Here is a 14,279-nt window from a genome sequence, read left to right as displayed (position 1 = left end):
CGTGCGAGTGGGCGCGGTGTTCGATGATCCGAATCAGGGGGGGTCGGCCGGTGTCGTGCCAGTGATGCGACTGACCGAGCAGGCCGGCCTGCACGACCTGGTCGAGGACCGGGTGCGGATACCGGAATCGGCAGGGGCGAACCCCGCGGCGAAGGTCGGCTCGATCGTGGCCGGGATGCTCACCGGCGCCGACAGCATCGACGACCTGGACGTGGTCCGGCACGGCGGGATGGGCCGGTTGTTCACCGGAGCACGCGCACCGTCCACAGTGGGCACCTTCCTGCGCGCGTTCACCTGGGGACACGCCCGGCAACTGGAGTCGGTGGCCCGACAGATCACCATCGGCCTGGCCTCGCGGACTCCGCTGCTGCCCGGCGCCGAACAGATGATGTTTCTCGATGCGGATTCGACGTTGGGTGAGGTGTTCGGGCACGCCAAGCAGGGCGCGGCGTTCGGACACGCGAAGGTGGGCGGCTATGTCGTGCGGTTACGGGGCTATCACCCGCTGATCGCCACGCTGTCCACCCCCACCGCGGCGCCAGTGATCGCCGCCACCCGGCTGCGAGCGGGCAACGCCGGCTCGGCACGGGGCGCGGCCAGCATGGCACGAGAACTGATCGGTGTGGCCCGTGGCTGTGGCGGCCAACCGGGACGGATGCTGTTTCGCGGCGATTCGGCCTTCTACGTCGGCGAGTTGATCACCGCCTGCCGGCAGGCGGGCGTGGCGGTGTCGGTCACGATCAACCAGTACCCCTCGGTGGTCGCCGCGATCGCCGGAGTCCAGGAGTCGGCGTGGATGCCGATCCGCTACCCGAAAGCGGTGTGGGACGCCCAGACCCAAGCGTGGATCAGTGACGCGGAGATCGCCGAGACCCCGTTCACCGCCTTCGCCGCGGACAAGCAGCACCGGGTGGTCGGACGGCTGGTGGTGCGACGGGTCCGCGACCAGAACCACCTCGACGCGTTGTTCCCGGTCTGGCGGTGTCACGCCTTTTTCACCACCAGCACCGCCGAGTTGGTCGAGGCCGAAGCAACCCACCGCCAGCACGCGGTCATCGAGCACGTCAACGACGACCTCAAACACGGCCCGCTGGCGCACTTCCCGTCGGGGTGCTTCGCCGCGAACGCCGCCTGGCTGACCTGCGCGGCGATCGCGTTCAACCTCACCCGCGCCGCTGGCTGCCTGGCTGGCGGACACTGCGCCAAAGCCCGCATCGCCACGCTGCGCCGTCAGCTGATCAACGTTCCCGCCCGCATCGCGCACCGGGCACGCCGGCTGATCCTGCACCTACCCCAGCACTGGCCCTGGGAACCGGCCTGGCTGGCACTGTCGGCAACCGCCCACGCCCCGCCCAGGACTGCCTGATCAGCATCCCGCCTTCTCAAGGCTCGACCGGAGACCCTGTCGTGGAAAGCTGGACAGACCAGCGGTTTCCGGCTGCCCACAGCCGCGAGCAAGATCGCTGACGCAGCCACTTCACGAAACCAAGATCACCAGCAATCTAGACCGGTGGATCGAGGCTAAGAGCTTCGTGAAATGACTCTGTCGGTTCCCGGTCGACGGGGATGAACCGCGGCAACACCCCGTTCGACCAGGCATGAGACGTCTTCCGGCCACCTTGGCCCTCCTCGCGGCGAGCGTCGCGGTGGGCACCGCGCTGCTGGCGTCAACCCCGGTCACCGCGTCGCTGGCCGCCGAGCGCGTGACCTTGCCGCCGCCCACGACGACGACCACCACGGCAACGACCACCACGGCAACGACCACCACGGCAACGACCACGACAACCACGACCACTCCCGCGCCGACCACCCCGGCGGTGCCGCCGGAGGCCGTCGGCCAGCTCGTGGACAAGGCCGTCAACAGCGTCGTCCCGGGCACGACCGTGGGCGTGCTGGCGGTCGACACCGACAGCGACCAGCCCGTGGCCAGTTACAACGCGGCCGAGCCGATGTACACCGCGTCCGTGGTGAAGCTGCTGATCGCCATCGACCTGCTGCACAGCCAGAACTGGCAGCCCGACGCCGCGACCGCCGCGCGGCTGGAGCAGATGATCTCCTACAGCGACGACGACATCGCCAACGCGCTGTGGGACCAGGACGGCGGCAACTCGATCGTCACCCGGACGGCCTCGCTGATCGGGCTCACCGGCACGCAGCCGCCCGACGACCCGGCGCAGTGGGGCGAGGCGACGATGTCCGCGCAGGACGTCGTCACGACCTACGAGTTCATCCAGGACGAGATTCCCGCGCCGGCGCAGGACGTGCTGACGGCCGGCATGAGCGGGGCCGCCGCCACCGCGGCCGACGGGTTCCAGCAGTACTTCGGCATCCCGGACGGCCTGCCGGGCGCCTCGTGGGAGATCAAACAGGGCTGGATGCTGCTGATGTCGACGACGGTGCTCGACACCACCGGCATGGTCGGCCTGGGTCCGACGATGCCCTACGCCGTGGCGATCATGACGGAACTGCCCGCCGGCACCTCGTGGTCGGCCGGTACGAAAGCGGTATCTGCTGGCGCTGCCGCAATCAAGGCCGCTTTCGTTCGCTGATGAGATCCGCCGCCGTGACGCCGGACAGCGCGCCCCGCAGCGTTGGCGCCGCCTGCACGAGCTGCCGCGTGTACGGATGCCGCGGTTCGCGGTAAACCTGTTCCACATCACCGATTTCGACCAGTTCACCGGAGCGCAGAACGGCCACCGTGTCGCAGACGTGCCGGACCACGGACAGGTCGTGGGAGACGAAGACCAGCGTCAGCGCGAACTGCTCGACCAGGTCTGACAACAGGTTCAGGATCTGCGCCCGCACGGACACGTCCAGCGCGCTCACGGGCTCGTCGGCCACGAGGACACGAGGCTTGGGGGCCAGGGCCCGGGCCAGTGAAATGCGTTGCCGCTGGCCGCCGGAGAACTGGTGCGGGAACCTCCGACCGGCATCCGCCGGCAGCCCCACGGCCGCCAGCAGCTCGGCGACGCGCTCCGCCTGGCCGGGAATCCGCTGCGCGACAAGCGGTTCGGCGATGATGTCCCGTACCCGCATGCGAGGATCGAGCGAGCCCGTCGGGTCCTGGAACACGACCTGGAGATCGCGCCGGAGAAACGACAGGCGTCGTTCGGACCGGCCGTCGACGCGCTGGCCGTCGAACGTGACGGCGCCGGCGGTCGGCTGGTCGAGGCCGGCGATCAGCCGGACCAGCGTCGACTTTCCCGAGCCCGACTCGCCTACGATGCCGAAGCGCCGGCCCGCTTCGATCTCGAACGAGACGTCACGAAGCGCGTGCACCTCGGCCCGAGGCCGCAGCGGCGACGTCCGCGACCGCCGGTAGACGCGGCTGAGGTTCTCCACCTTGATCATTCGTCGCCTCCGACCGGGTGCCAGCACGCGTGCCCAGCGGTCGGTTCGCCGAACCAGGGCGGCTGCACGCGACATCGGTCGTCGGCGCGCGGGCAGCGGTTGCGGAACACGCAGCCGCTGGGGAACTGTCCGGCGGCCGGAACCGCGCCGGCGATGGCGTGCAGGCGGCCACGCTCGTCGACGGACTCCAGGTCGGAGGCGTCGAGCAAACCCTTGGTGTAGCGGTGTTTCGGCGAGGTCAGGACCTCGGCGACCAGCCCGGACTCGACGATCCGTCCGCCGTACATCACCAGCACGCGCTCGCAAACCGTTGCCACCACGGCGAGATCGTGCGTGATGAACAGCAGCGATGCGTCCCTTTCCTTTACTCCCTTGACAATCAGGTCGAGCAGCTGAGCCTGGACCGTGACGTCGAGCGCGGTGGTAGGCTCGTCGCAGATGAGCACGTCCGGGTCATTGGCGAGAGCGATGGCCAACAGCACGCGTTGCCGTTGCCCGCCGGAAAGTTGGTGCGGATAGGCATTTCCCAGTTCAGCGACATCCCGCAGGCGCACCTGTTCCAGCAGCCGCAGGGCATCCCGGTGCGCGGCGGCGCGATCCCCTGCCGTGCGGTGGATCAACCGGGCTTCCGCGACCTGGTCGACGACACGCATGGATGGATTCAACGCCGTCATCGGCTCCTGGAACACCATGGCCAGCCGCGAGCCACGCAACCTGGAAAGGAGGTTTTCCGATGCCCCCACAAGGTCTTCCGCCACCCCGTCGAGCCGGACCGAGCCCGCCGCCGTGACGTCGTCGGGCAGCAGACCGAACACCGCCGACGCGGTCAGCGACTTGCCCGAGCCCGACTCACCGATCAGACCGACCCGTTCGCCACTGCCGACCGTGAAGGAGACATCGCTGACCAGAGGCAGCTCGCCTGCCGCCACACACAGTCCGTCAACCTTGAGCACGGTGGCCCTCCAACCTGGGGTCGAAGCGATCACGCAGACCGTCGCCGAGGAGCGTGAAGCCCAGCACCGCCAGGGCGATCGCCACCCCCGGCACGATCAGCAGCCTCGGTTGCACGGCCAGGAGTTCCTGGGACTCCTGCAACATGCGACCCCAGGACGGCGTCGGCGGCTGCGTGCCGAGACCGAGGTAGGACAGCGCCGCCTCGGCCAGCACCGCGATGCCGAACGACACCGAGCACTGCACGATGATCAGGCCGGCGATGTTCGGCAGCACGTGCCGCACCGAGATCGCCAGGCCGGTCCGGCCGGCCGATCGCGCCGCCAGCACGTACTCCGTGTTCAACACCTGCAGGGCGGAGCCACGGGCCAGGCGCGCGAACGACGGCACGGTGGCGATGCCGATGGCGACCATGGCGGTCAGGGTGCTGGCCCCGAACGCCGCCCCGAACATGATCGCCAGCAGCAGTGCCGGGAACGCGAGCATGATGTCGTTGGCCCGCAACACGATCTCGCCCAGCCAGCGCGGGCCGGCCGCCGCGAACACGCCGAGCGGCGTGCCGATGACCGCGGCCACACCGACCGCAACGACGCCGACGTACAGCGTGGTCCGCGCGCCGACCATGAGCTGGCTGACGAGATCGCGACCGAAGCGGTCCGTGCCGAGCCAGTGGGCGCCGCTCGGGCCCTGCAGCCGAAGCGCCGCGTCGACCTGGGTCGGGTCGAACGGCGTCCACAGAAAGGAGATCAGCGCCGCCAGCACGATGAGACCGACCAGCACCGCCCCGATCACGAGGTTCCTCACCGCGCCCTCCGCAGCCTCGGGTCCACGACCGTGTAGAGCACATCGACGAGGAGGTTGACCACCAGCACCGCCGCCACCAGCACCATCACCACGTCCTGCACGACGATCAGGTCACGACCGCCGACGGCGTCCAGCAGCATGCTCCCGAGGCCGGGGATGACGAACACCCGTTCCACCACCACGGCCCCGATCAGCAGCGTCGCCAGTTGCAGGCCGAGCACTGTCACCACGGGCACCGCCGCGTTGCGAAGCCCGTGCCGTATCAGGGCCCGTGTGGGCCTGAGGCCCTTCGCCCTCGCGGTGCGGAGGTAGTCCTCGCCTAGGACGTCCAGCACGGCCGAGCGGACGTACCGGGTCAGCACCGCCGCCTGCACGAGGCCGAGCGACAGCGCCGGCAGGACAAGGCCTTTCAGGAACGCCACCGGATCAGCGTCCGGGGGTGTCCACCCACCGGACGGGAGGATCCGCAGCGACACAGCGAATATCTCGACCAGGACGATACCGGCCAGGAACGCGGGGACCGCGGCGCCGAGCTGGCTGAGGCCGGACACGACCGTGCCGGACGCCGTGCGGTGCTTGGCCGCGGCGAGCGTGCCGAGTGGGACGGCGACCACCACCGCCACCACCGTCGCCGCGCCGACCAGCCACAGCGTCACCTCGAACCGGTCGAGCAGCTGGGGGCCGATCGCGTCGCCCGTGACGTAGGAGCGACCGAAGTCGCCGGTGAACAGGCCGCCGATCCAGTCGAGGTACTGCACCGGCAGCGGCCGGTCGATGCCGAAGGCGTGCCGGGTCTGGGCAAGAAGCTCGGGCGTGGCATTGACACCCAGGGCCACCTGCGCGGGATCGCCGGGCAGCACAGCCATGAACGCGAACACGACGATGGAGGCGATTGCCAATGTGAGCAGGAAGATGCCGGCCCGGCGGAGGATCACCATCATGACTTTCCCCCCGTCACGATCAGCCCCGTCGGGATCGGCCCCGTCACGATCGACCCAGGGCGGACAGGTCGAACGCCTCGCCGACCTGGTTGGGCGGTAGGCCGGTGATGCCCTTCTTGGCCACGATCAGGTTGGGCAGCAGGAAGAGCCAGTCGGCGGCGGCGTCGGCGTTGATGGTGCGCGCGACCTGCTTCATGTCGGCGATCTGTTGCTCGGGCGTGCCGGTGTCGGCGGCGGCCAGCAGCTGGGTGACGGTCGGGTTGGTGTAACCCCAGTAGTACTTGGGGTTTCCGAACGTCACGATGTCGCGGGCCTCGACGTGGGCGACGATCGACATGTCGAAGTCGTGGCCGGTGAACACCTGTTTCAGCCAGACCGCGGGGAAGTCCAGCTCCTCGATGCTCACCGTGACGCCGATCGCGGCGAGCTGGGAGCGGATCACCTGGGCGGAGTCCACGGCGTAAGGGAGGTTGGGTATACGCAGCCTGAGCGTGAGGTGCTGTTGGCCGGCGTCGGACAGGAGCTGTCTCGCCTTGGCCGGGTCGTACGGATGGACGCCGGCGAGGTCCTCGTACCAGGGGTCCGAGGGTGGGACCATGCTGCCGATCAGCAGGCCCTTGCCCGCCCACGCGGTGTCCAGCAGGGCCTTGCGGTCGATGCCGTAGGTCAGGGCCTGGCGGACACGCTTGTCGTTCAGCGGCGCCTTGGCGTTGTTGAAGGACAGCACCACCTCGCCGGTGGTCGTGCCCTGGATCGTGGTGAACCGCTCGTCGCTGGCGAACTGCGCGAGGGAGTCGGGCGCCTGCACGGAGCTGATCACGTCGATGCCGTTGCTCAGCAGGGCGTTGTTCAGCGCGGTCGGGTCCTGGAAGTACTTCAGGACGACCCGGCCGTAGGCGGGCTTCGGGCCCCAGTAGCCCGGATTCGCCTTCAGCACGAGGGAATCGCCGCGGTTGAAGCGGTCGAGCCGGTACGGGCCGGTGCCGATCGGCGTGGTGGCCAGGTTTCCCACACCGTTCGGCGCGAACATCGCGCCGAGGCGGCTGGCCATGGAGAACAGCCAGCCGTTGCTGGGCTGCTTCAGCACCACGCGGGCGTGCAGCGGGTCGACGGCCTCGACGTGGTCGACCACGTCCATCTGCGACTTCAGCGAGATGGTCCAGGCGGTGCGGACGCGGTCGACGCTGAACTTGACCGTGTCGGCGGTGAACGGCTCGCCGTCGGTGAACGTCACGCCGGGTCGGAGCTGGAAGTCGTAGGTGCGACGGTCCGGGCTGACGGTCCAGGACGTCGCCAGCTGCGGCACGATCGCGCCGTTGGCGTCGAGGCGGACCAGGCCCTGGTAGACGTTGTCCAGCAGGGCCTGCGGGATCGCGGCGCCGTCCGTGCGGGTGAAGTCCAGGTTCGCGGGGGCGGCGGAGAAGCCGATGGTGATCGAGTCGGCGCTCGGCGACGAGTAGGCGGTCGAGCCCGCGGAACAGCCGGCGAGGGCGGCGACCAGCGTCAGGGCGAGCAGCGCGCGAAGCACGGTGATCACCCTAGCCAGGGCGGCGGGCGGTGTCCCGCCATGTGGGCGGCCGGATCATCACATCGGGCAGTGAGGGCCCGGTGCGTGGCGGGCCTGCCCGCGGCAGGGTGAGCCGCCGGCGTTCGTGCTCTCGCGGACCTGGAGGGTGTGGCGGGCGGTGATCTCGCGGGGTGGGGCGTCGAGGCCGTTGACGCGTTCCAGCAGCATGGTCACGGCCGCCTCGGCGATCTGGGTCTTGTCCGGGGCGATGGTGGTCAGCGTGGGTGTGCTGAAGCGGCCGTCCTCGATGTCGTCGACGCCGACGATGGCGACGTCGTCGGGCACCCGCAGGCCGGCGGCGAGCAGGGTGCGCAGGGCGCCGAGGGCCAGCAGGTCGTTGAAGCAGAACACGGCGTCCGGCGGCTCGGCCAGGGACAGCAGCAGGCGCATGGCGGCGGCGCCGTCGGGTCGGTGGTACGACTCGGCCGGCACCACCAGCTCGTGGTCGTACGCGATGCCGGCCGCGGCCAGCGCGTCGCGGTAGCCCTGCAGCCGCACGTTGGCAGTGCCGGCGGCGGACACGTGCTGGTCGCCGATGGCGGCGATGCGGCGGCGGCCGAGGCTGAGCAGGTGCTGGGTGGCCTCGCGGGCGGCGGCGACGTTGTCGATCGCCACCAGGTCGGCGGTGCCGGGGCCGACCTGCTCCCCCAGCAGCACCAACGGCAGGTCGGCGCGCATGCCGGCCAGGAATTCGGCGTCCAGGGCGAGCGGGCTGATGATCAGGCCGTCGATGGTCCGGGACCGGGCCCCGGAGGAGGTGAGGCGTTCACGGTCGCCACGGCCGTCGGTCTGGTCGATGAGCACCGACCAGGACTCGCGTTCGGCGGCGCCGATGACCTCCTCGGCCAGTTCGGCGAAGTACGGGATGCCCAGCTCGGGCAGGGCCAGGCCGATGATGCCGGACCGGCCGTAGCGCAGGTGCCGGGCGGTGAGGTTGGGCCGGTAGCCGAGCTGGTCGATGGCCTCGCGGACGCGGCTGCGGGTGGCCTCGCTGACGTGCTGGTACTCGTTGACCACGTTGGAGACGGTCTTGACCGAGACCCCAGCCAGTTTGGCCACGTCCTTCAGGCTGGCGCCCACCCGCACCTCCTCCTGCCGAGGTCATCTTCCCTGCTGCCCGACTGTACGGCTACCCTCGCGACAGGCCGGTTTCCAACGTTGAAAACCGAGGAGGCCACCGGTGGACCGTCGCACGTTTCTGCTGGCCGGCGCGGCGCTGGCGACAGCTGCCTGCTCGGGGCCGTCGGGCCTGGGCTACTGGAACCTGTTCAGCGGCGGCGACGGCAGCCGCATGATGGACATGGTCGGCGCGATCGACACGCGCCTGGACGCGGTCACGCTGGCCTGGGGCACGCCGTACTACACGAAGCTGGCCATGGCAGCGGCCGGCGGTCGCGCCCCGGACCTGGCGATCCTGCATCTGTCACGGCTGCCGGGCTTCGCGCCGCTGGGCCTGCTCGACCCGTTCGACAACGATCTGCTCGCGGCGCACGGCCTCACGCCGGACCGGTTCCCGCCGGCGGTGTGGAATCGCGCCCGCCACGACGGCCGGACCTACGCGGTGCCGCTGGACACTCATCCGTTGGTGCTCTTCTACAACACGGAACTGTGCGCCAGGGCCGGCCTGCTGGAGAACGGCCGGCTGAAGCCGATCCGCGGCCCCGAACAGCTCCTGGCGGCGTTCGACAAGGCCGGGCTCGCGCTGGCGGCGGCGAGGGATGTGAATCCCTGGCGGCTGTTCTGGACGCTGTACCGCCAGCAGAACGGCCAGGGCCTGCTCGACGACGCAAAGGCGCTGACCGCCCTGCGATTACTGGCCAAGATCGGCGCCACGACGAGGTTCACCGACAACAACGCGGCGGTGGCATTGTTCGGCAGCGGTCAAGCGGGCTTCTTCTGGAACGGGGAATGGGAGCTGCCGACGTTCCAGACGCAGCACACGCCGTTCGACGTGGCGCCGTTCCCGCAGGTCTACGACCGCCCGGCGGTGCACGCCGACTCGCATTCGTTCGTGCTGCCGCACCAGCGGAGCAGGGACCCACAGCGCACCGCCGAGACGGTCGCGGCCGTGGCGGAACTCATCGGCCAGAGCCTGACCTGGGCCCGCGGCGGGCACATTCCGGCCTACCAGCCGGTCGCCACCTCGCAGGAGTATCTGAAGCTGGCGCCGCAGGCCGACTACCGGTCCGCCGCGGCGGAGGTCGAGCTGGATCCGCCGGAGTGGTTCGCCGGGGCGGCCTCGGATCTGCAGAGCGCGGCCGGCGCGACGATCGGGGCCGTGTTGGGCGGCACGACATCGCCCGATGGTGCGCTGGATGAACTCAAGGCGACCTTGGTACGCCTCCAGAACACGCCGAGGCCGGCATGAAGCGGTCGGGATTCTGGTTCGTGGCGCCGTTCCTGGTGCTCTACGTCGCGTTCCTGGTGGTGCCGATGGCGATCGGGCTCGGCGCGAGCGTCACCGACGAGGGCATCACGGGGCACGCCGCGTTCGTCGGCGCGGCCAACTACGGCGAGCTTTTCCAGGACCCGGTCGTGTGGAGCTCGCTCTGGCACACGCTGATCTTCACGGTGACCAGCACCCCGGTGATCGTGCTGGTCGGGCTGGTCATGGCGCTGCTGGCCGACCGCGCCGTGCCGGAGCGCTGGCTGTACCGGCTGGCGTTCTTCGCGCCGTACCTGCTGCCGGTGTCGGTGGTCGTGCTGATCTGGAACTGGCTCTACCAGCCGGGTTTCGGACTGATCAACGACCTGCTGACCCGGCTGGGGCTGGGCGAGGTCGGCTGGCTGTCCACCGACGGCATGGCGATGACCTCGATCGTGATCACGACGGTGTGGTGGACCGCCGGCTTCGGTTTCCTGCTCTACCTGGCGGCGCTGCAGGAGATCCCCCACCAGCTCTACGAGGCCTCGGCGCTGGACGGCGCGACCCCGTTCCAGCAGCTGCGCCGGATCACGCTGCCGCTGCTGTCCCGCACCCACCAGTTGGTGATCGTGTTGCAGATCCTGGCCTCGCTCAAGGTGTTCGACCAGGTCTACCTGCTCAGCGGCCAGGGCGGCATCCCGGGCGTGCGCAGCATCGTCCAGTACATCTACGAAAGCGGCTTCACCCGCTTCCGCGTCGGCTACGCCTCGGCCATCTCGTACGTGTTCTTCGCGCTGATCGCCGTGATCGCCCTGGTGCACTTCCGGCTCACGGCGGCAAGGGGGTCGAAGCGATGAGGGTCGTGGCCGCCGTGCTGGCGGTGATCTGGCTGGCGCCGCTGGCGTGGGCGCTGGACACGGCGTTGAAGCCGGAGTCGGAAACCACGCGGATTCCCGTGAGCTGGTTCGTGTCGGGCATGAGCCTCGACGCGTTCGGCCGGGTCTTCGCCGACGGCCAGGTGCTGGCCTGGCTGGGCAACAGCCTGCTGGTCGGCGTCGCGGTCACGGTGCTGACCGTGGCCGTGACCAGTCTCGCCGCCTACGGCCTGTCCCGAACCCGGTTCCGCGGCCGCTCGCTCGTGCTGGCCTTGCTGGTCGCCGGCATCATGGTGCCGCCGCAGGTCCTGATCGTGCCGCTGTTCGCGGAAATCGTCGGCCTCGGCCTCGCCGACACGTACTGGGCACTGGTCCTTCCGCAAGTGGTGTTGCCCGCGATGGTGTACGTGTTGAAGAGGTTCTTCGACGGCGTGCCCAGGGAACTGGAGGAGGCGGCGGTGATCGACGGCGCGGGGCGGCTGAGGGTGTACTGGAGCCTGATGCTGCCGTTGGCCCGGCCGGCGCTGGCCGCGGTGGCCATCTTCACCTTCGTCACGACGTGGAACAACTTCCTGTGGCCGTTCGTGGCCGTCAGCGACCCGCACCTGATGACGTTCCCGGTGGGGCTGACGACCGTGCAGAGTTCGTATGGAGTCCGGTACGCCCAGGTGCTGGCCGCCGCACTGCTGGGCGGGCTGCCTCTGGTGGCCCTGTTCCTGGCGTTCCAGCGGCAGCTGGTGACCGCGATCAAAGGATGACGACACGGTGCGACAGGCACGACTGACGCTCGACCCCGGCTTCGCCGTCGGCGAGGTGGACCCACGGCTGTTCGGCTCGTTCGTGGAGCACATGGGCCGCTGCGTGTACACCGGCGTCTACGAGCCGGGGCATCCGGCCGCCGACGAGGACGGCTTCCGCACCGACGTGCTGGACCTGGTGCGGGAGCTGGGCGTGACGGTGGTCCGCTACCCCGGCGGGAACTTCGTCTCCGGTTATCGCTGGGAGGACGGGGTGGGGCCGCGTGGCGAGCGGCCGAGCCGGTTCGACCTGGCGTGGCGGCAGATCGAGACGAACGAGTTCGGGCTGAACGAGTTCATGACGTGGTCACGCAAGACGGGCGTGGCCCCGATGATGGCCGTGAACCTGGGCACCCGCGGCGTTCGGGAGGCCGCGGATCTGGTCGAGTACTGCAATTTTCCCGGCGGCACCGCGCTTTCCGACCTGCGGGCCAAGCACGGGCATCCTGATCCGCACGGGATTTCCCTGTGGTGTCTCGGAAACGAGCTGGACGGGCCGTGGCAGACCGGGCACAAGACCGCGCACGAGTACGGCCGGCTCGCCAACGAGACCGCCAAGGCGATGCGCATGGTCGATCCGAGCATCGAGCTGGTGGCGTGCGGGAGTTCGAACAGCGGGATGCCGACGTTCGGGGCGTGGGAGGCGACCGTCCTTGAACACACCTACGGGAACGTCGACTACATCTCGCTACATGCCTACTACGAGGAGCATGATGGCGACCTCGGCAGCTTCCTGGCCAGCGCGGTGGACATGGACCGGTTCATCGACGCCGTGGTGGCGACCTGTGACCACATCGGCGCGAAGCTGCGCAACCGCAAGCAGATCCGGCTTTCGTTCGACGAGTGGAACGTCTGGTACATGAGTCGTTTCGTCGGCGAGAAGAACCTCGCCGCGGAGCGGGTGCCGCGGCTGATCGAGGACAACTACCACGTGGCCGACGCCGTGGTGGTCGGCTCGCTGCTGATCACCTTGCTGCGCCACGCCGATCGGGTCGGCGTGGCCTGCCAGGCGCAGCTGGCCAACGTCATCGCGCCGATTCTCACCGAGCCCGGCGGCGGCTCGTGCCGGCAGACCATCTTCTTCCCGTTCGCCCATGCCGCGCGCCACGCTCGCGGGCGGGTGCTGCGCGTCGAGCCCGATTCGCCGCGTTACGACACCGCCCGATTCGGCGACGTGCCCCTCCTGGAGGCCGTGGCCACTCAGGACGGGGACGAGGTCGTGCTGTTCGCCGTGAACCGATCGGTCGAGGATTCTCTGGCGTTGACCGCGAACGTCCGCGCCCTGCCTGGATTGTCGGTGGTGGAGCACGTCGTGCTGTCGTCGGACGACCGTTCCCTGACCAACACCGTCGCCGAGCCCGACCGCGTGCTTCCTCGACGGATCGACGGTGCCTCCGTCGTGGACGGCGAGCTGACGGCCGAGTTGCCGGCACTGTCGTGGAACATGATCCGAATGAGCAGCCCCCAAAGCCAGCCTAGCGCCCAGCGCTGACGGTTCGCAGGCATGATCGAATTGAGCAGCCCCCGAATCAATCCAAGCACGGTGGTCTGACAGTTCCTCGGGTCCGGATCGGGTTGATCTTCGAATCGGAGGGATTGTCAGGTTCGTATGCTTGGATTGATTCGCGGGCTTCGTTGTTCGGCGATCTTGGTTGAGCGATCGGGCTACCTCGCCGCGGTGTGGCCGCGGGTGGCGACCCAGGGGTTACTTGAAGGCGTCGGCGTAGGCTAAGGGGCTCTGGCTTACGCCGCTGCAAGAGGGGGAGGCCTGGGGTGAAAACGCAGAGCACGAGCGGTCGCGGTTGATGGACCAGAAGGCCAAGCGGCCGATGCCGTTGGAGGAGGCCCAGGATTTCACGGCCTGGGCATTGGCCAACGAGAAGGTGGAGTTGTCGTCGTTGGTGCCGACCATGGGGGTGATGCCGAGGTTGGCGTAGCTGTAGCCGGAATCGACGGACTGGAGCTGGGACAGGGTGTGCTGGGCGGCCTGGATGGCGGCGGAGCCCATGTCCTGGGAACCGGCGTAGTAGTCCATGGCCATGATGTTGACGTTGTCGACCTTGACGCCGGCGGAATGGGCCGCCTTGATGAGGTTGACGCCGTCGGCGGTGAGGCCGGAGGGCAGCACGGGCAGGGTGAGGGAGAAGGTGAGGCCGGGGTTGCGGGCCTTGAGGGATTTGACGGCGGCCATGTGTCGGGCGGCGGCAGCGGAGTCGGCGATGGCGGCGCCCTCGATGTCGAAGTCGAGGGAGGTCACGCCGTAGGAGCTGATGATCTTCTGGTAACCATCTTCGATCCTTCCCTGGTCGGTGCAGGTCCACGCGAGCGGCACGCCGGCGGCGCCGCCGGAGGCGATGATCACGGACGAGCCCTCGGACTTGGCCTTGCTGATGGCGGCGTCGGTGGCGGGGTCGTTGCCGACGGGCAGGGTGTCGCCCCAGATCTGATCACAGCCGGACCCGATGACGAAGGCGGCGGTGAAGGACCGGACGCCATGCTGGGTGATGGCGGTGTCCAACTGGGAATCACTGGCCGTCATGTCGACGTAAGGGGCGAACTCGGCGGCGGTGACGGCATGGGCGGGGGCGGCGGTCAAAGCCAACACCGAAAGCGCTGCGACCACAGGAA

General features: G+C 69.2%; 13 protein-coding genes. 6 read left to right on the top strand and 7 right to left on the bottom strand.

Going from position 1 to position 14,279, the window contains the following annotated elements:
• The first annotated feature begins 1 nt into the window (after position 1).
• Together KUTG_RS36345 and KUTG_RS36340 are read left to right on the top strand one after the other, a co-directional pair.
• On the top strand, positions 2-1,366 hold the full coding sequence (locus KUTG_RS36345; protein ID WP_063753612.1) for an IS1380 family transposase: 1,365 nt from the start codon (positions 2-4) through the stop codon (positions 1,364-1,366).
• A gap of 232 nt (positions 1,367-1,598) precedes the next feature.
• On the top strand, positions 1,599-2,549 hold the full coding sequence (locus tag KUTG_RS36340) for a serine hydrolase (protein WP_043723308.1): 951 nt from the start codon (positions 1,599-1,601) through the stop codon (positions 2,547-2,549).
• Here the strand turns inward: KUTG_RS36340 and KUTG_RS36335 are convergent.
• Genes KUTG_RS36335 through KUTG_RS36310 form a run of 6 tightly spaced genes read right to left on the bottom strand, consistent with a single transcriptional unit; the run spans position 2,527 to position 8,694 of the window.
• Positions 2,527-3,351 (bottom strand): ATP-binding cassette domain-containing protein, encoded by an 825-nt coding sequence (locus tag KUTG_RS36335; protein ID WP_043723306.1) that lies wholly within the window; start codon positions 3,349-3,351, stop codon positions 2,527-2,529. The genes KUTG_RS36340 and KUTG_RS36335 overlap by 23 nt on opposite strands.
• Positions 3,348-4,304: an ABC transporter ATP-binding protein gene (locus KUTG_RS36330; RefSeq protein ID WP_043723304.1), complete on the bottom strand. Its 957-nt coding sequence runs from the start codon at positions 4,302-4,304 to the stop codon at positions 3,348-3,350. Before KUTG_RS36330 ends, KUTG_RS36335 begins: the two co-directional genes overlap by 4 nt.
• Positions 4,291-5,106, bottom strand: coding sequence for an ABC transporter permease (locus KUTG_RS36325; protein ID WP_043723303.1), 816 nt, complete (start codon positions 5,104-5,106; stop codon positions 4,291-4,293). Before KUTG_RS36325 ends, KUTG_RS36330 begins: the two co-directional genes overlap by 14 nt.
• Positions 5,103-6,047, bottom strand: a complete 945-nt coding sequence (locus KUTG_RS36320; RefSeq protein WP_043723297.1) for an ABC transporter permease — start codon at positions 6,045-6,047, stop codon at positions 5,103-5,105. The genes KUTG_RS36325 and KUTG_RS36320 overlap by 4 nt, the downstream gene beginning before the upstream one ends.
• A gap of 43 nt (positions 6,048-6,090) precedes the next feature.
• Positions 6,091-7,581, bottom strand: a complete 1,491-nt coding sequence (locus KUTG_RS36315) for an ABC transporter substrate-binding protein (protein WP_232241512.1) — start codon at positions 7,579-7,581, stop codon at positions 6,091-6,093.
• 51 nt (positions 7,582-7,632) lie between these two features.
• On the bottom strand, positions 7,633-8,694 hold the full coding sequence (locus tag KUTG_RS36310; protein WP_052396766.1) for a LacI family DNA-binding transcriptional regulator: 1,062 nt from the start codon (positions 8,692-8,694) through the stop codon (positions 7,633-7,635).
• Between the two features lie 100 nt (positions 8,695-8,794).
• Here KUTG_RS36310 and KUTG_RS36305 point away from each other — a divergent pair, with 100 nt between their 5' ends.
• The 4 genes from KUTG_RS36305 to KUTG_RS36290 are packed head-to-tail and all read left to right on the top strand — an operon-like array spanning position 8,795 to position 13,143.
• Entirely contained in the window at positions 8,795-9,982 is a 1,188-nt protein-coding gene (locus KUTG_RS36305; RefSeq protein ID WP_043723295.1) for an extracellular solute-binding protein, read from the top strand.
• Positions 9,979-10,836, top strand: a complete 858-nt coding sequence (locus KUTG_RS59340) for a carbohydrate ABC transporter permease (RefSeq protein ID WP_052395804.1) — start codon at positions 9,979-9,981, stop codon at positions 10,834-10,836. The genes KUTG_RS36305 and KUTG_RS59340 overlap by 4 nt, the downstream gene beginning before the upstream one ends.
• The gene (locus KUTG_RS59335) at positions 10,833-11,612 is read left to right on the top strand and encodes a carbohydrate ABC transporter permease (RefSeq protein ID WP_043723293.1); all 780 of its coding nucleotides are present in this window, start codon (positions 10,833-10,835) and stop codon (positions 11,610-11,612) included. The genes KUTG_RS59340 and KUTG_RS59335 overlap by 4 nt, the downstream gene beginning before the upstream one ends.
• Before the next feature lie 7 nt (positions 11,613-11,619).
• Positions 11,620-13,143 (top strand): arabinosylfuranosidase ArfA, encoded by a 1,524-nt coding sequence (locus KUTG_RS36290; protein ID WP_043723291.1) that lies wholly within the window; start codon positions 11,620-11,622, stop codon positions 13,141-13,143.
• A 213-nt stretch (positions 13,144-13,356) separates the two neighbouring features.
• Here the strand turns inward: KUTG_RS36290 and KUTG_RS36285 are convergent, their stop codons facing one another.
• Complete coding sequence (locus tag KUTG_RS36285) at positions 13,357-14,274, bottom strand: chitinase (RefSeq protein WP_043731853.1); 918 nt, start codon at positions 14,272-14,274, stop codon at positions 13,357-13,359.
• Positions 14,275-14,279 lie beyond the last annotated feature (5 nt).

The organism is Kutzneria sp. 744, assembly GCF_000568255.1.
GTDB lineage: Bacteria > Actinomycetota > Actinomycetes > Mycobacteriales > Pseudonocardiaceae > Kutzneria.
The sequence above is the reverse complement of the archived record's forward strand: the minus strand, read 5'-3'. Positions and strand labels throughout refer to the sequence as shown.